General features: G+C 63.6%; 14 protein-coding genes. 7 read left to right on the plus strand and 7 right to left on the minus strand.

The window, feature by feature from the left end:
• The first annotated feature begins 158 nt into the window (after positions 1-158).
• Positions 159-2,135, plus strand: coding sequence for an aq_1923 C-terminal domain (locus tag A3AI_RS0109585; protein WP_024515376.1), 1,977 nt, complete (start codon positions 159-161; stop codon positions 2,133-2,135).
• Positions 2,136-2,147: 12 nt separating this feature from the next.
• Here A3AI_RS0109585 and aspS read toward each other — a convergent pair whose 3' ends face one another.
• On the minus strand, positions 2,148-3,920 hold the full coding sequence (gene aspS, locus A3AI_RS0109590; RefSeq protein WP_024515377.1) for an aspartate--tRNA ligase: 1,773 nt from the start codon (positions 3,918-3,920) through the stop codon (positions 2,148-2,150).
• Positions 3,921-4,080: 160 nt separating this feature from the next.
• On the opposite strand from aspS, the gene A3AI_RS0109595 reads away from it, so the two are divergent.
• Together A3AI_RS0109595 and rnd are read left to right on the plus strand one after the other, a co-directional pair.
• Positions 4,081-5,559 carry a protein adenylyltransferase SelO gene (locus tag A3AI_RS0109595; protein ID WP_024515378.1) on the plus strand — a complete coding sequence of 493 codons (1,479 nt, stop codon included), beginning with the start codon at positions 4,081-4,083 and terminating at the stop codon, positions 5,557-5,559.
• A 508-nt stretch (positions 5,560-6,067) separates the two neighbouring features.
• A complete protein-coding gene (gene rnd / locus A3AI_RS0109600) occupies positions 6,068-7,216 on the plus strand; it encodes a ribonuclease D (RefSeq protein WP_024515379.1) in 1,149 nt (382 codons plus the stop codon).
• A gap of 57 nt (positions 7,217-7,273) precedes the next feature.
• On the opposite strand, the gene A3AI_RS0109605 is transcribed toward rnd, so the two are convergent.
• Genes A3AI_RS0109605 through A3AI_RS0109615 form a run of 3 tightly spaced genes read right to left on the minus strand, consistent with a single transcriptional unit; the run spans position 7,274 to position 9,095 of the window.
• The gene (locus tag A3AI_RS0109605) at positions 7,274-7,822 is read right to left on the minus strand and encodes an isochorismatase family protein (RefSeq protein ID WP_024515380.1); all 549 of its coding nucleotides are present in this window, start codon (positions 7,820-7,822) and stop codon (positions 7,274-7,276) included.
• A gap of 27 nt (positions 7,823-7,849) precedes the next feature.
• Positions 7,850-8,488 (minus strand): GNAT family N-acetyltransferase, encoded by a 639-nt coding sequence (locus tag A3AI_RS0109610; protein WP_024515381.1) that lies wholly within the window; start codon positions 8,486-8,488, stop codon positions 7,850-7,852.
• Complete coding sequence (locus A3AI_RS0109615; protein WP_024515382.1) at positions 8,475-9,095, minus strand: hypothetical protein; 621 nt, start codon at positions 9,093-9,095, stop codon at positions 8,475-8,477. The genes A3AI_RS0109610 and A3AI_RS0109615 overlap by 14 nt, the downstream gene beginning before the upstream one ends.
• A 52-nt stretch (positions 9,096-9,147) precedes the next feature.
• On the opposite strand from A3AI_RS0109615, the gene A3AI_RS0109620 reads away from it, so the two are divergent.
• Positions 9,148-10,191: a LysR family transcriptional regulator gene (locus A3AI_RS0109620; RefSeq protein ID WP_024515383.1), complete on the plus strand. Its 1,044-nt coding sequence runs from the start codon at positions 9,148-9,150 to the stop codon at positions 10,189-10,191.
• 500 nt (positions 10,192-10,691) lie between these two features.
• On the plus strand, positions 10,692-10,895 hold the full coding sequence (locus A3AI_RS0109625; RefSeq protein WP_024515384.1) for a cold-shock protein: 204 nt from the start codon (positions 10,692-10,694) through the stop codon (positions 10,893-10,895).
• A gap of 49 nt (positions 10,896-10,944) precedes the next feature.
• Here the strand turns inward: A3AI_RS0109625 and purN are convergent, their stop codons facing one another.
• Positions 10,945-11,610, minus strand: coding sequence for a phosphoribosylglycinamide formyltransferase (gene purN / locus A3AI_RS0109630; protein WP_024515385.1), 666 nt, complete (start codon positions 11,608-11,610; stop codon positions 10,945-10,947).
• Positions 11,611-11,614: 4 nt separating this feature from the next.
• The gene (purM, locus tag A3AI_RS0109635) at positions 11,615-12,688 is read right to left on the minus strand and encodes a phosphoribosylformylglycinamidine cyclo-ligase (RefSeq protein ID WP_024515386.1); all 1,074 of its coding nucleotides are present in this window, start codon (positions 12,686-12,688) and stop codon (positions 11,615-11,617) included.
• Between the two features lie 156 nt (positions 12,689-12,844).
• On the opposite strand from purM, the gene A3AI_RS0109640 reads away from it, so the two are divergent.
• Together A3AI_RS0109640 and A3AI_RS0109645 are read left to right on the plus strand one after the other, a co-directional pair.
• Positions 12,845-13,387, plus strand: coding sequence for a CDP-alcohol phosphatidyltransferase family protein (locus A3AI_RS0109640; RefSeq protein WP_024515387.1), 543 nt, complete (start codon positions 12,845-12,847; stop codon positions 13,385-13,387).
• Positions 13,388-13,458: 71 nt separating this feature from the next.
• On the plus strand, positions 13,459-14,130 hold the full coding sequence (locus tag A3AI_RS0109645; RefSeq protein WP_024515388.1) for a P-loop NTPase family protein: 672 nt from the start codon (positions 13,459-13,461) through the stop codon (positions 14,128-14,130).
• Between the two features lie 30 nt (positions 14,131-14,160).
• Here A3AI_RS0109645 and A3AI_RS0109650 read toward each other — a convergent pair whose 3' ends face one another.
• Positions 14,161-15,369: an acyl-CoA dehydrogenase family protein gene (locus tag A3AI_RS0109650; RefSeq protein ID WP_024515389.1), complete on the minus strand. Its 1,209-nt coding sequence runs from the start codon at positions 15,367-15,369 to the stop codon at positions 14,161-14,163.
• Positions 15,370-15,435 lie beyond the last annotated feature (66 nt).

Genomic DNA, 15,435 nt, shown 5'->3' on the forward strand with positions numbered 1-15,435 from the left:
CGTGTCGCTGTTGGCATGCAACATTCGATTAACTGGATCCGCAAAGTCCCAGCGTCTGCGCGTTCACAAGTCATTGACACCGCGTCGGCTCTTCCCAATCCCGGCGGTTCGACCGAAAATACGGCAGTACCCCTCTGCGCAATCCGGAGTTGACTTCAATGATGAAGTTCGTGATCGGCCTGATCGCTGCGGTCATCGTGGCGGCCGGCGGCTATTTCGGCTTCACATTTTACGCCCAGCACCGGGTGGCCGCCGAGGTCGAGGCCGCCTTTCTGCGGATGCGCAGTACGGGCGCCCAGGCGAGCCATGGCGATGTGACCTACGACGTCTGGAAGCGCATACTGACCATCAAGGACATTGCCGGCGAAACCGCCACTCAGCCGCCGACCACCATCAAGATCGCGAATGTGACAGCCTTCGGCGTCACCGAAGCGGGGCCCGGACGGGTTTCGGTCGACCGAATCGAGGGCACGGATATCGAGGCCGTGTTCGCGCTCGCCTCCGGCAGCACGCAGCTGCAATATGCCTACAAACTGCCGAAGCTCACGGTGACGGATTATGTGGGGCCGACCCAGACGGACGCGCCACCGTCAAACGCTTCGACGCTTGACCTGTACCGGTTCGCCTTCGCTCGCTTCACGCAGCTTGCCGCCTCCTCGGTGACAATTCCGCAGCTTTCCGCAGCGGTGAAGCTCGCCTCCTCGGTCCAGAGCACCGGCGACATCACCTATTCCGGGATCAGCATCGACGGCGTCAAGGACGGCAAGATCGCGACCGTCAAAGTGGAAAAAGGCGACACCGCCTACACCAATCAGATCGCCGGCAAGCCGCAGAGCTTCAACGGGACGTTCGGCAATCTCATGCTCGAAGGTTTCGATGTGGCGGCGATGGCCACCATCCTCGATCCGCAAAAGAGCGGCGATGACACGTTCCACCAGGTGCACCGGCGCATCTCGCTCGATAATTATGACATCAAGTCCCCGCCGGCCCTTCACCTCAGCCTCGGTCATGTCGTCGCCGATGATTTCGCCATTCAGCCGTCACGGCTGCAATTGCCTGCGCTGATTGCCATGCTGCCGCAGGCGGGCACGACGCCCCCGCCCGCGCAAGCCCGCGAGATCCTGGAGAAGGTTGCCGCCCTGTATGAGGGATTCCGCCTCGGCAATTTCGAGATCAGCGACATCTCGATCGACACACCGCAGGGGCCGGCCAAACTTGCGACGTTCCGCTTCAACCTGGACCGTGGAAAGGGCGACCTTGCGGTCGAGGGGCTCGATGCGCGCACGCCGCAAGGGCCGTTCAAGGCCGGTCACTTTGCACTCAAGGGCATCGATCTGGTCAAGCTCATAGGTCTTTCGGCGACCATGGCGCCCGGCCAGAAGCCGCCGGCCGAACAGGCGCTCGCGCTGTTCCAGCTCGTGCAGGGCGCCGAGGTGAAGGATTTGGTCGCGCCCTCCAAGGAGGCCAACAAGCCGGTCAGTATCGAGACCCTCAACATCAATTGGGGCCAGTTCGTGGGGCCTGCTCCGACGCAGGCTCATTTGAGTGCCAAGGCGGACGTTCCGATCGCGGCGAGCGATAAGAACATGCGGCCGCTGCTTGCGGCCGGTATCCAGTCGACCAGGATCGATGCCGACTTTGGTGCCAACTGGACCGAAACATCCGGCGCGATCGCGCTGGAGCCCGCGACGCTGGAGATCGCCGGGCTCGCCAAGGCCCAGGCGCGCCTGTCTCTCACCAACGTTCCGCGCACGCTGTTCTCCGAGCCGCAACAGGCCGCTACGACCGCGGCCCAGATCGACACCGGCGCGATCGAGTTCACGCTGCATGATCTCGGCGGCGTCGATGTCCTGGTCAACCAATATGCCCGCAGTCAGAACCTGGGCCACGACGCCGCGCGCAGCACCCTCCTCGACGCCATCAAGACCCATGGCACGCAGGCCGAGGGCGCCAATCCCGACGCGGTCGCGGCGGTGGAGGCGATCGGACGCTTCGTCGAGACCTCGCAACAGACGCTGGTCATCAAGCTGACACCGATCGGCAAGCTGCCGGCGCTGCAGCTGTTGCAACTGTTGAAGACCGATCCGATGGCTGCGCTGGCGCAGTTCAAGATCGAGGCGTCGACGGGTCTGTAGCCCCGTCGAACCCTACTTCTGCGGCAGGTTGAGCCGGATGTGGAGCTCACGCAGCTGCTTCTGTGTCACCTCTGACGGTGCGCCCATCAGCAAATCCATCGCCTGCTGATTCATCGGGAAGAGCGAGATCTCGCGCAGGTTAGTGGTGCCGCAGAGCAGCATGACGATGCGGTCCACGCCGGCCGCCATGCCGCCATGCGGCGGCGCACCGAACTGGAAGGCGCGGTACATGCCGCCGAAGCGGTCGACCACTTCCTGTTCGCCGTAGCCTGCGATCTCGAACGCCTTCACCATCGCCTCCGGGCGATGGTTGCGGATGCCGCCGGAGGCGATCTCGTAGCCGTTGCAGCAGATGTCGTACTGGAACGCCTTGATGGTTAGGGGATCCTGGGTCTGCAGCGCCTCTAACCCGCCCTGCGGCATCGAGAACGGGTTGTGCGAGAAGTCGACCTTCTTCTCCTCCTCGCTATACTCATACATCGGGAAGTCGACGATCCAGGCGAGCTCGAAGCGATCCTTGTCGACGAGGTTCAACTCCTCGCCAACCTTGGTGCGCGCAAGGCCTGCGAACTTCCAGAATTTCTCGGGATCGCCGGCAACGAAGAAGGCGGCATCGCCTTCGGCCAGCCCGAGCTGCTCGCGGATCGCCGCGGTCCGCTCAGGCCCGATATTGTTGGCAAGCGGACCCGCGCCCTCATTGCCCTCGCGCCACATGATGTAGCCGAGGCCCGGCTGGCCCTCGCCTTGCGCCCAGGAATTCATGCGGTCGCAGAAGGCGCGGCTGCCGCCGCCCTTGCCCGGGATCGCCCAGACCTGGTTCTTCGGGTCTTCCAGCATCCGCGCGAACACTTTGAAGCCGGAACCGCGGAAATGCTCGGACACATCCTGCATCACGATCGGGTTGCGCAGGTCCGGCTTGTCGCTGCCGTATTTGCGGATGGCTTCGGCAAACGGAATTCGCGGCCAGCCCTTGGTGACCGGCTTGCCCTTGGCGAACTCCTCGAACACGCCGGTGACGACAGGCTCCATCGCCGCGAACACGTCGTCCTGGGTGACAAAGCTCATCTCGACGTCAAGCTGATAGAACTCGCCCGGCAGGCGATCCGCGCGCGGGTCCTCATCGCGGAAACAGGGCGCGATCTGGAAGTAGCGATCGAAGCCCGACATCATCAGGAGCTGCTTGTATTGCTGCGGCGCCTGCGGCAGCGCATAGAACTTGCCGGGATGGATGCGCGAGGGCACCAGAAAGTCGCGCGCCCCCTCGGGCGAGGACGCGGTCAGGATCGGGGTCTGGAACTCGAAGAACCCGGCCTCCTTCATCCGCCGGCGCATGGAATCTATGATGCCGCCGCGGGTCATGATGTTCTGGTGCAGCTTTTCACGGCGGAGGTCGAGGAACCGGTACTTCAGTCTGATATCTTCGGGGTATTCCTGCTCGCCGAACACTGGCAGCGGCAGTTCGCCGGCCGGCCCCAGCACCTCGATGTCGGCGACGTAGAGCTCGACCTGACCGGTCGGCAGTTCCGCATTGTCGGTGCCCTCAGGGCGGCGGCGCATCCTGCCTTCCATCCGCACCACCCATTCCGAGCGCAGCTTTTCGGCGGCTGCAAAGGCCGGCGAATCCGGATCGACCACGCATTGGGTGATCCCGTAATGGTCGCGCAGGTCGATGAACAACACCCCGCCATGGTCGCGGATGCGATGGCACCAGCCGGACAGGCGGACGGTCTCGCCGATGTTGGTCTCGCGGAGCTGGCCGCAGGTATGGGTGCGGTAACGGTGCATGGAACGTCCAAAACTGATGTCGGAGAAAAGCGAATCGGAAGGCCCCAAAGAACCCTCTGTCGACTTGCGGGAGGGTTTAGCCGAGCCGTTTCCGCCCGGCAACCGAATGCGTCACTGGTTTGGGCTCGAAAAAGCCGCCTCTTCTACCTATCTTCGGGTCATGACCGTGCATTTCCCCTTCCAGAACACTTATGCGGCCCTGCCGGCGAATTTTTTCGCCCGCGTGGCCCCGACGCCGGTCGCCGCCCCCCGGCTGATCAAGCTGAACCGGCCGCTCGCGATCCATCTCGGGCTTGATCCTGACATCCTGGAGTCGCCGGAAGGGGCCGAAATCCTGTCCGGCAAGACCCTGCCCGGCGGCGCCGACCCGATCGCTATGGCCTATGCCGGCCACCAGTTCGGCCATTTCGTTCCCCAGCTCGGCGATGGCCGCGCCATCCTGCTCGGCGAGGTCATCGACGGAGACGGTATCAGGCGCGACATCCAGCTCAAGGGGTCCGGCCCGACGCCATTCTCGCGCCGCGGCGACGGCCGCGCCGCCCTCGGCCCCGTGTTGCGCGAATATGTGGTTAGCGAGGCCATGGCCGCGCTCGGCATTCCCACCACGCGTTCGCTTGCCGCCGTCGTCACCGGCGAGCAGGTGATGCGCGAGACGGCCTTGCCCGGCGCGGTGCTGACCCGCGTGGCCTCGAGTCATATCCGCGTCGGCACCTTCCAGTACTTTGCCGCGCGCGGCGACGTCGAGGCGCTGCGCAGCCTCGCCGATCATGTCATCGCGCGCCACTATCCGGAGCTTCTTGCAACAGAGCGGCCCTATCAGGGCCTGCTCTCGGCCGTGATCGCGCGGCAGGCAAAACTCGTCGCGCGCTGGCTTCTGGTCGGCTTCATCCATGGCGTGATGAACACCGACAACACCTCCATTTCCGGCGAGACCATCGACTATGGCCCCTGCGCCTTCATGGATAGTTACGATCCCGCGCAGGTCTATAGCTCCATCGACGAACTCGGCCGTTACGCCTATGCCAATCAGCCGCGCATTGCACTGTGGAATCTGACGCGCTTTGCCGAGTGCCTGCTGCCGCTGTTCTCCGACGACAAGGACAAGGCCGTCGAGGAGGCCCAGACCCTGCTGATGACGTTCGGCGAGGAGTTCAACCTCCACTACACGACGGGGCTGCGTGCCAAGCTCGGCCTGTTCGCCGAGCATGAGGATGACCAGGGTCTGGCGCAGGCGCTGCTGGACGAAATGGCCAAGGGCGCGGCCGACTTCACCCTCACCTTCCGTCGCCTCAGCGAGGCGGCTGGCGATCCCGAGGCCGACCGGAACGTGCGCCAGCTCTTCACCGAGCCGGAGGCCTATGACGCCTGGTCTGAGCGCTGGCGGCAGCGGATCGGCCAGGAGCCGCAATCAGCAAACCAACGGCAGGCCCTGATGCGCGCCGTCAACCCGGCCTTCATTCCGCGCAACCACCGCGTGGAGGCCATCATCAAGGCAGCGGTGGACGGCGACGATTACCGTCCGTTCGAAGAACTGCTCACCGTGCTGTCGAAGCCCTATGAGGACCAGCCGGAGTTTGCGGCCTATGCCGAGCCCCCGCGGCCCGAGGAGCGGGTCTGCCAAACGTTCTGCGGGACCTGAGCGAAGGATCGATAGGTAGAGCCAACGGGTCGCGCGAACGCGTACCCGATTACAGGCTCTGCGAAACCCTCGATCTTTCTTTTCAGATGAAGAATGATGGGTTTCGCGGCGCGCCATCGATCCTACACGCGGGAGCCGTTAACCCCGTGTGCACCATTTGGCCAGGCGGCGCTGTCCTCGGCCGCATCCATTAAGAAACGTTAAACGCGGCCCCTACAAACGTTACGTGTTTGTAAGGAGACATTGCCGTGGACGCATTGGTATTCGAGTTTATGGGCCTGGTGATGCTGGCGCTCTGCGTAGTTGTGCTGGCAATGCCGTCAAGCGCGCGGCCATCCCGCCGGATCCGCGATTACTAGGTCATATTCACGTCGCTACGTGCCTTAGGACTACCAGGCCTTTCCCAGGAACCTTCTTTCCAGGAGCCTAGGGGCAAGCTTAAATGCAGGCCTCGAATCTATCCCGAGACCCTTGACAGAACAGCGCTTTCGGCAGAACGCCTCATTTTATGGAAGTCATTGCCACCACCTCGGAGCTCGCGGCCGCCTGCGACCGCCTTGCCCGGCATCCCATGATAACCGTGGATACCGAGTTCCTGCGGGAAACCACCTATTACCCCCTGCTCTGCGTCGTGCAGATGGCGAGCCCGGAGGAAGCTGTTGTCGTGGACGCGCTGGCCCCCGGCATCGACCTCAAGGCGTTCTTCGAGCTGATGGCCAATGAGAAGGTGCTGAAGGTATTCCATGCCGCGCGCCAGGATATCGAGATCGTCTGGCACCAGGCGGGGATCCTGCCGCACCCGATCTTCGACACCCAAGTCGCCGCGATGGTGCTGGGCTATGGCGATAGCATCGCCTACGACCAGCTTGTACAGCGCATCACCGGTCACCGCCCGGACAAGACCCACCGCTTCACGGACTGGTCGCGCCGGCCGCTGAGCAAGGAGCAGCTCCATTACGCCCTGTCCGACGTCACCCATTTGCGCGACGTCTTCACTACGCTCGACGCCGATCTAAAAAAGCGCGGCCGCAGCGACTGGGTCAGCGTCGAGATGGATATCCTGACGTCGCCCAGGACCTACGACTTCCATCCGGAGCGCGCCTGGGTGCGGCTCAAGACGCGGGTGCGCAAGCCGAAGGAGCTTGCGGTGCTGATGGAAGTTGCGGCCTGGCGCGAGCAGGAGGCGCAGAGCCGCGACGTGCCGCGCGGCCGCGTGCTCAAGGACGAGGCCGTCGGCGACATCGCGACCCACGCGCCGACCACCCTGGAAAAGCTCGGCCAGCTGCGCTCGCTGCCGAAGGGCTTTGAACGCTCGAAATGGGGTACCGACATCGTCGCCGCTGTCCAGCGCGGGATCGAGCGCGATGTTGCGACGCTGCCTAAGCTCGAGAAGCCGCGCAACAATTCCAACGGCGGGGCCATTGTCGAGCTGCTGAAAGTGTTGCTGCGGATGACCTCGGAGCGCTACGGCGTGGCGAGCAAGGTCATCGCCACCGTCGACGATCTCGAGGAGATCGCAGCCGACGACGAGGCCGAGGTCGCAGCACTCCAGGGCTGGCGCCGCGAGCTGTTCGGCGAAGCTGCGCTCGCGCTCAAGCGCGGGCAGCTCGCACTTGCGATCGAGCGCGGCCGCGTCGTCAGCGTCAATCGCAGCTGACGCATCGCGAGCGGCATCGGGTCGAGCTCGCCGAACGGCTGACGCGATGGGCTTCGCTCAGACCGCGATGCGGCCACCAGCGCCGATCAGCTCGGCGCTTGTGCGAATGCCGGCGAAGTGATCGATCACGTTGATGACCGCGCTCTTGTAGGCGACGGCGTCGCCGAGGCCGCGGCGGCACGCGACTGCATCCGCTACCACCTGGTAGCGATGGCTGCGGTGGAATCCTTCGACGACCGTCGCCAGGATGGTCTCGTCCAGCGAGAAGCCGAGCAGCACGCAGTTGAGGCTGCGGATATTTCCCATGTATTCGGCAAAGCGCGTCGAACTGTAGGCCGATGGCAGCGGATGCTCGAAGGACAATTCGCCGGGCTGCGGCTTGAACTCCGCAACCCAGTTCGTCAGGTTGGAAGCAGGATTGAACCAGGCCGCCTGCGCAATCCGCTTCAGATGAATCACCGGCCAGAGATTGTCACGCCAATAGGTCATCAGTCGAAGGCAGCGCGACATGATGGCATCGGCGTCATTGATCACATGGCTTCGTCCGTCGGTTAAATATTCGATCTGCAGATCGGCGCAGATCAGGATCGGCGTGTTGTCGAGCATGGCCCCGCTCTCGTTGATGTCGAACAGTCAGCCTCGCGACAGCGCCGCATCGCGCAATGGCGAAGTCGCCGCGCGGCTTGCCGAGAGGTCGAGCACCCCCGGCCGGTCCCAATCGCCTTCGGGACGAATGATCATGTAAGGATCGCTCTCGAGCGTGATCGCGTCTGCCGAGGGCTCGATCTCGAGCACCATCTCCGTGTAGGAGAAATCGGAGAACGTGATCTTGCGATCATTGGGAAGCGGCTTGGCGCCGAAATGCGCCCAGAAATCGACCAGCCGGTCCTGCGCCTGCCCGTAGATCTTGCGAAAGCCCTTGCGCCTCACATAGTCGACGCTGGCCTGGACCAGCTTGAACGACACCCGCGAGCGCCGGAATTGATGCCGAACCGCGAGACGTTCGACCTTGGCGAAGTCGCCGAAGAAGCGCACCCGCAGGCAGCCAGCCGGCTCGCGGCCGACAAATCCGATGAAGTGCGCCGCGACCAGGTCGTTGCCATCGAACTCCTCTTCCAGCGGACAATCCTGCTCGGCGAGATAGACCGCCGAGCGGATCGCCATCACCAGCATCAGATCGTTGGGGTCGCGAGCGATCCGGATCGTGACCGCGCGCGAATCGGGCCTCGTTGACGGGGTCCTGGTCGACGGGCTGCGCTCAGTGCCGTGCATCTATTCCACTCCAAATTGAATGTTCGAACGCGGGAAACCCTTGCTGTCGGTGCCATAGCCTCTGGTAGCACCAGAGATCAGGCTGGAACCTCGGGATGGGGCGGAAGCCCAGGGCGATCAGGAGCTCGCGTCCATCCTTGCTCGACGGCCGCGCGTAGTAATCGGCCTCCGCAAAGCGAGGCGAGCGCAAATGGGCGGCGACGCTGCCGAGCCCCATCACCGCACGGCCGTAGCCTGCGAGGGCCCATACATAGATTGCGGCGACGTTCTCGTGCGGCCCCGCCAGATACGCGCGATCAGGATTTTTCAGGTCGATAGTGTCGCGCAGAAGCGCGTCGTGACCGGTACTATTGAAATAGAGGAAGGCGATACCACCGACGAGCTTTCCTGCCCTCCGAAACGAGAAGATCGATTCTGGATCTGCGCGCAGGACCTGCACGAGCTCGGTGGAGGCATTGACGCCAGGGATCTCGCGTTCGGCAATCGCCGCAAGTCCCGCGAGCTCTCCCTGGGTCGCGGGCCCAGCATCGATCACGCTGCTTTGGGATAGCCGGTCGAGCTCGTGACGTGGGGAACAATCCCCGCTTCCTTGAGTCGCCATCTGCATTTAATGTCCCCCTAAGTATGACATCAACCATACCTGTGACGGGATGGCGGGTATGCCGCAAGGTTTGCATCGGGGTGCTGCATTGACGCAGCGTCGTCGGCTCGACGAGCCGCTCAACGCGTCATGGGAGGACTTGCGCGCCTATCTCGTCTGCGCGCGTTATCAGAGCTTCCGGCACGCCGCCGAGGCGCTCGGGCTGACCGGCACGACCTTGATGCGAAAGATCGACCGGCTGGAGGAGGAACTCGGCCTCAAGCTTTTCATTCGCGACCAGGCGGGCTTATCGCTGAGCGACGAAGGCCGGGCGCTACTGTTCGACGTCGAGCAGATGGAACGGCTCAGCTTCAACATCCTGCGCCGTGCCTCGCTGTCGACCGATACGCATGGCACCGTGCGTGTCGCGGTGACCGAGGGACCCGGCAACTTCTGGGTCCTGCCGCGGCTGATCGACTTCCAGAAGACCTATCGCAAGATCACGGTCGACCTTCGCTGCGCCATGGAGCAGGCCGACGTGTCGCGGCTGGAGGCCGACATCTCGATCCAGTTCGAGCGCCCGACCAATCCGGACCAGATCGTTACCAGGCTCGGGCGGCTACACATTTACACCTTCGCCTCGGGAGCCTATCGCGACGCCTACGGCCTGCCGCAGTCGCTTGCCGATCTGCGTAACCACCGCATCGTCAAGCAGCACGGCGTGCAACTCGACGAGACCGGCTATGCGCGCATCCTGGGCTTGAAGTCGCTAGAGGGCATAGTCGGTATCTCGACCAATTCCAGCGTCGCCGTGCTCTATGCCATCGAGCGCGGCGCCGGCATCGGCTTCCTGCCGACCTCGGCGATTGCGCTTGGCGCACCGCTCGTGGCGATTGATCTTGGCATCAATTACCACATGGACCTGTGGCTCACCTATCACAAGGAGTTCCGCAATTCCGATCGCCACAAGCTCGTCATCGACTGGTTGAAGAGCATTTTCGATCCGAAGGTCCATGCCTGCTTCCGGGACGAGTTCATTCATCCGGTCGATCTCGTGCCGTTGATGACGGCTGCGCGGCAGAGTTTCGGGCTTAACGGCTACGTCGCGCCGCAGCCGCTCTGAGGCGTGTGCGGCCCCTCTGGTGGGATTGCAGGTTGGAGCGGAATTTGCCGTCATTGCCGTGCCGTGTTGGTAAGGCTGCGTGATGTCGCGCCGCCTGCCCCGGCGCCCTGTGCCTGCGAGACGCAGCGCATCAATTCCGTTCCAAAAAGCAGCGCCAGCCCAAAAATACCCATGAAATTACGGCGGCCGTGCCCGATTTGCCCCAGTTCCCCTCATCGGTTGGTTTCAGGCGAGCCGGGATTGCCACCCGTTGTGCCTCCGCCGCCACAGGGCTTGCCGCCGGATTTCTGCCAAAACGGATTTCACGAGCGATGCCATAGACTTGCTAAGGCGCGAATTTCGTGTTGCAATTCCGCTGCAAAGGGAATTGGCCGTTCTTCTGTGTGTTTCGCGACGAGAGAAATCGAGCAGACATCGTCAAAGCCCGTTTGTGGCGTGGCACGCTTGACGGCGTGACCGCGTCTTTTTTTGTCTAGACGAGGAAACAAGAGGAGATGACGATGCAAAAGGGCACCGTCAAATGGTTCAACCCCACCAAGGGTTATGGCTTCATCAAGCCGAATGGCGGCGACAAGGACGTGTTCGTCCACATCTCCGCAGTCGAGCGCGCCGGACTCAGTACGCTGAACGAAAACCAGGTCGTGGAATACGACCTCGTGGAAAATCGCGGCAAGGCGTCAGCGGAAAACCTGAAAGTATCCTGACCCCGCGTAGTACAGCAATCATCGTCCCCTGGCCGCCTGCCGGGGGATTTTAACCTCCCGCCTGGTCGATGACAGGCGAGATCAGGAAATTGCCGGAGGCGGCGCTCGCAATCGTCTTGCAGACATCGCCCTCGAGCCGCACCTGGCCGCTTGCGAGCAGCCGCAGCGCGTCGGGATAGATGCGATGCTCGACCTCGAGGATGCGCTCCGACAGCGTGTCGGCGCTGTCGTGATCGCTCACCGACACCGCTCCCTGCATCAGGATCGGGCCGGCATCGGTCTCGGGGATCACGAAATGAACGGTGGCGCCGGATATCTTCACGCCCGCGCGCAGCGCCTGGCCATGTGGATCGAGTCCGGGGAAGGACGGCAGCAATGAGGGATGGATGTTGAGCATCTTCCCGTACCAGCGCTGCACGAATTCCGTCGTAAACAGCCGCATGAAGCCGGCGAGGCAAATCAGCTCGACCCCGTGCGTATCGAGCATCGCCTGCAGCGCCGTCTCGAAGCCTGCGCGGTCCTTGCCGAACGGTTTGCTCTCGACCACCACCGTCGGTGCGCCCGCGGCCCTCGCCTTCGCAAGTCCCGCCGCGTCGGCGCGGTTGGACACGACGATAGCGATCTCGGCCGGGAAATCCGCCTCCGCAGCAGCCTTGAGCAGTGCGGCCATGTTCGACCCGCGGCCGGAGATGAGGATCGCGACACGGCGCTTCATGGCTTCACCTGGAAAGGTCGAGGTGGCCGTTATAGACGACGCGATGCTCGCCCGCGGCCGGGATGACCTCGCCGAGCAGCGCGACGCTCTCTCCACTCGCCGTGAAGGCGTCGCTCACCGTGTCAACGGCCTCCTGCTTGACGATCGCGATCATGCCGATGCCGCAGTTGAAGGTCCTGAGCAGCTCGAGCTGGGCAACGCCGCCCTGCTCCGCCAGCCACTTGAACACCGGCAGCACCGGCACTCGCGCCAGATCGATGCCCACGCCGAGGTGCTTGGGCAGCACGCGCGGAATGTTGTCGGTGAAGCCGCCGCCGGTGATGTGCGCGAGCCCCTTTACCGCTCCCGTCTCGCGGATCGCGCGAAGGCAGGATTTGACATAGAGCTTGGTCGGGGTGAGCAACGCGCCGCCGAGCGTCATGACCGGCGCGAATGGCGCCGGCGCATTGAGCGCAACGCCAGAGTTGGCGACGATCTTGCGCACCAGCGAAAAACCGTTGGAATGAACTCCGGAGGAAGCGAGGCCAATCACCGCATCGCCCGCCTCGATGTCACCATGCGGCAGCAGCGTGCCGCGCTCGGCGGCGCCGACCGCGAAACCAGCGAGGTCGTAATCGCCCTCCTTGTAGAGCCCCGGCATTTCCGCGGTCTCGCCGCCGATCAGGGCGCAGCCCGATTCGCGACAGCCTTCGGCGATCCCGGCGACGATCGCAGCCGTTGCCTCCGGCTCGAGCCTGCCGCAGGCAAAGTAGTCCAGGAAGAACAAGGGCTCGGCGCCCTGTACCACGAGGTCGTTGACGCTCATCGCGACGAGGTCGATGCCGATTCCCGAATGCAGCCCGGCCTCAATTGCAATCTTGACCTTGGTGCCGACGCCGTCGGTCGCCGCCACCAGGACGGGATCGGTAAAGCCCGCCGCCTTGAGATCGAACAATCCGCCGAATCCGCCAATCTCGGCGTCTGCTCCCGCACGCGCGGTGGCGCGTACCAGCGGCTTGATGAGGTCGACCAGCCGGTTCCCGGCGTCGATATCGACGCCCGAATCCGCGTAAGTAAGGCCGTTCTTGCGCTCGGTCATGGCAAATCCAACAGGTTTTGGGGTGGGTTACGTCGGATTTCGCCTGGGCGCAATGGCTCGCAACGCGGGTAAGCTTGTACTATGTAGATAACAATTGGCTCACTGTTCAAAGAGCCGGGTCGCATCTAGTACGGGCGGGTTGCCAGGAAGCGCCGCGTGAGTATTCCAAACATTATTACCCTGGGCCGCATCCTGCTGGTCCCGATCGTCGTCTGGGCGATCGCCTCAAACCAAATGGAAATAGCCTTCGCGGTCTTCGTCATTGCCGGCGTCAGCGACGCCGTCGACGGGTTTCTGGCGAAGCGCTTCAATATGGCAAGCGAGCTCGGGGCCATGCTCGACCCGCTCGCCGACAAGGCGCTGCTCGTGTCGATCTACATGGCGCTCGGGATCTGGGGCGCCATCCCGCGCTGGATCGTGATCCTGGTGGTGTCGCGCGACATCATGATCGTCTCGGCCGTGATCGTGTCGTGGTTGTTCGACAAGCCGATCCCGATGAAGCCCTTGATGGTGTCGAAGATCAACACGGTCGCGCAGGTAGCGCTGGCGGCGCTCGTGCTGGCCTCGCTCACCTTCGACTTTAACCCCGGCCCCTATGATGTGATGCTGATGGGCCTTGTCACCGTGTTTTCGCTGGCTTCCGTATCCCTTTATCTGGTGGAGTGGGGACGCCACATGAGCACGATCGACGTCAAGTGATCGGCCGGGCGAACTGATCAACTGACCCGGTGGTCGACTGCCCCGCACGTCGGGGTCTCAAGGAGATTTGCGTGGCCGTTCATCCGCGTCAGCTAGCTTTTGTGTTGCCGCACGAAGAGAGCCTGACGCGTGACAATTTTCTGGAGGGGCCGGCCAACGCCGCGGCGCTGGCGCTGATCGAGGCCTGGCCGGAATGGCCTGCCCGCACGATGTGGCTTTCGGGCCCCGAGGGCTCCGGCAAGAGCCATCTCGCCGCGATCTGGGCGGAGGCCTCCGGCGCGCGCATCACCGCGGCGCATGCGCTCAACCCGGCCAACGTGCCCGGCGCGCTCGCAACCGGCGCACTGGTCGTGGAGGACCTGCGCCCGGGCGATGCCGATGAGCGCGCCCTCTTCCATTTGCTCAACCTCGCGCGCGAAGAGACCGCCTTCGTGCTGATCACCGCGCGCGAGGCGCCGACCGCCTTCGAGATCGAGCTCAAGGACCTGCGCTCGCGGCTGCGGGCCGTGCCTGTGGTGTCCGTGCTGCCGCCTGACGACCAGCTGTTCCGCGCCCTCATCGTCAAGCTCTGCGCCGACCGCCAGCTTGCCGTCGACGAAACGGTCGTCAGCTATCTCGCCACCCGGATCGAGCGCTCCTATGCGGCCGCGCGCGACACCGTCACCCTGCTCGACTGCGAGGCGCTGCGGCTGGGGCGGCCGATCACCAGGGCGCTTGCGGCTGAAATTCTGCGCGAGCCGTGATCTCCGGCCGCCTCGACGCGGAATGCATGCTCATGACAGACGTGCCAGCGCTGCCGTCCCAGCCACTACGTATTGGCGCGGTTGGACCGCCAAATGTTGGGCCGCGACGCCAAGATCACGCACCCTCCGTTGCAGCGGCGAGCTTTCAAAAATAGCTCTGCTACCGGCGAGTTCGAAGCAGCCTTCCGCGACGCGGACGCAGGTCGCAGTAATCCAGATCACTGCTTGAAATTGTTCCGCGACGCGGCTCAGGTCCTTCCCCGCTGCTCGCTCGGGGCTCTGCCAAACGCGGGCGACCTCCGCCTCAAGCAGCGCGCGCGCCGCCTTGAGGTCGGCATCAAGCCGTCCGAGGCCTTCCTTGAAGCGCTCGGTTTCCACCAACGGCGTGGTCATGAATCTTTGTTTGATGCCGGTTGTCGCCAGTTCGACGAGGTCCAAGATGGCCCCCTCCGCAATCCCGACTGCGAGAGCGCCATGCGACAGCACGAGGAGCTCGGGGAACTTGCCGAACAGAGGATCAGGCGCGAACGGGATGCCGAACGGATACTCGAAAAAGTTCTCGTTGGGAACAATCACGTCGGTCAATGCGACATCGTGACTGCCAGTGCCCCGGAGGCCGAAGGTGTGCCAGGTGTCCCGGATCTCCCAGTGTTCGGCCGGCATGACAAAGGTGCGGATCATTGGGCCGGGGCCGTCTGCCGCGTCGATGGGAGAACCGCCCTCCGTCATCACGCAGGAGCCTACAATCCACTCGGCATTCTGGCACCCGCTGGCAAACGGCCATACGCCGGTCACCCGCCACCCTCCGGGGACGCGCTCGGCCGTGCCGACCGGCTGCGCCGAACTCGCAAAGATGTGATCCTTGCCGTCCTGGAAGATTTGCTCGCCCAAGGTCGGATGCGCCACGAACGGGATCAGGCTCGCGAGGTGGCCAATCATGACGTTCCAGCCTACCGACCCATCGAGCCTGGCCAGCGCCGAGACCGCTCGAAACGCGCTTGGCGCATCAAGCTCGAGGCCGCCGTAACGCCTGGGCACGAGCATGCTGTAAATCCGCGCCGATTTGAGAGCCGCGACGATCTCCTCCGGCAGCCGCCGATTTTCCTCAATGTCGCGAACGTGCCGCGCGACAACAGGTGCAAGCGCATTTATGCGGGTAAGCACCTGATCCAATGTGGCCTCGTCGGGATTTCCGATGTTACTGGTCGCTGACTGCTTCTTGTCGAGACGGGTCGTCAACGCGCTATCCTCCTGCAGCCAGGGAGCGGAAAAACAACAATCTTGAGCCGGGAAGCTACGGTTCGA

Source organism: Bradyrhizobium sp. Tv2a-2 (assembly GCF_000472425.1).
Lineage (GTDB): Bacteria > Pseudomonadota > Alphaproteobacteria > Rhizobiales > Xanthobacteraceae > Bradyrhizobium.

Excerpts from the sequence above, each read along its gene's own strand:
- A3AI_RS0109610 (WP_024515381.1), bottom strand. The coding sequence starts at position 8,488 with ATGCACGGCACTGAGCGCAGCCCGTCGACCAGGACCCCGTCAACGAGG.
- A3AI_RS0109620 (WP_024515383.1), top strand. The coding sequence starts at position 9,148 with ATGCCGCAAGGTTTGCATCGGGGTGCTGCATTGACGCAGCGTCGTCGG.
- purM (WP_024515386.1), bottom strand. The coding sequence starts at position 12,688 with ATGACCGAGCGCAAGAACGGCCTTACTTACGCGGATTCGGGCGTCGAT.
- rnd (WP_024515379.1), top strand. The coding sequence starts at position 6,068 with ATGGAAGTCATTGCCACCACCTCGGAGCTCGCGGCCGCCTGCGACCGC.
- aspS (WP_024515377.1), bottom strand. The coding sequence starts at position 3,920 with ATGCACCGTTACCGCACCCATACCTGCGGCCAGCTCCGCGAGACCAAC.
- A3AI_RS0109585 (WP_024515376.1), top strand. The coding sequence starts at position 159 with ATGATGAAGTTCGTGATCGGCCTGATCGCTGCGGTCATCGTGGCGGCC.
- purN (WP_024515385.1), bottom strand. The coding sequence starts at position 11,610 with ATGAAGCGCCGTGTCGCGATCCTCATCTCCGGCCGCGGGTCGAACATG.
- A3AI_RS0109625 (WP_024515384.1), top strand. The coding sequence starts at position 10,692 with ATGCAAAAGGGCACCGTCAAATGGTTCAACCCCACCAAGGGTTATGGC.
- A3AI_RS0109595 (WP_024515378.1), top strand. The coding sequence starts at position 4,081 with ATGACCGTGCATTTCCCCTTCCAGAACACTTATGCGGCCCTGCCGGCG.
- A3AI_RS0109605 (WP_024515380.1), bottom strand. The coding sequence starts at position 7,822 with ATGCTCGACAACACGCCGATCCTGATCTGCGCCGATCTGCAGATCGAA.
- A3AI_RS0109615 (WP_024515382.1), bottom strand. The coding sequence starts at position 9,095 with ATGCAGATGGCGACTCAAGGAAGCGGGGATTGTTCCCCACGTCACGAG.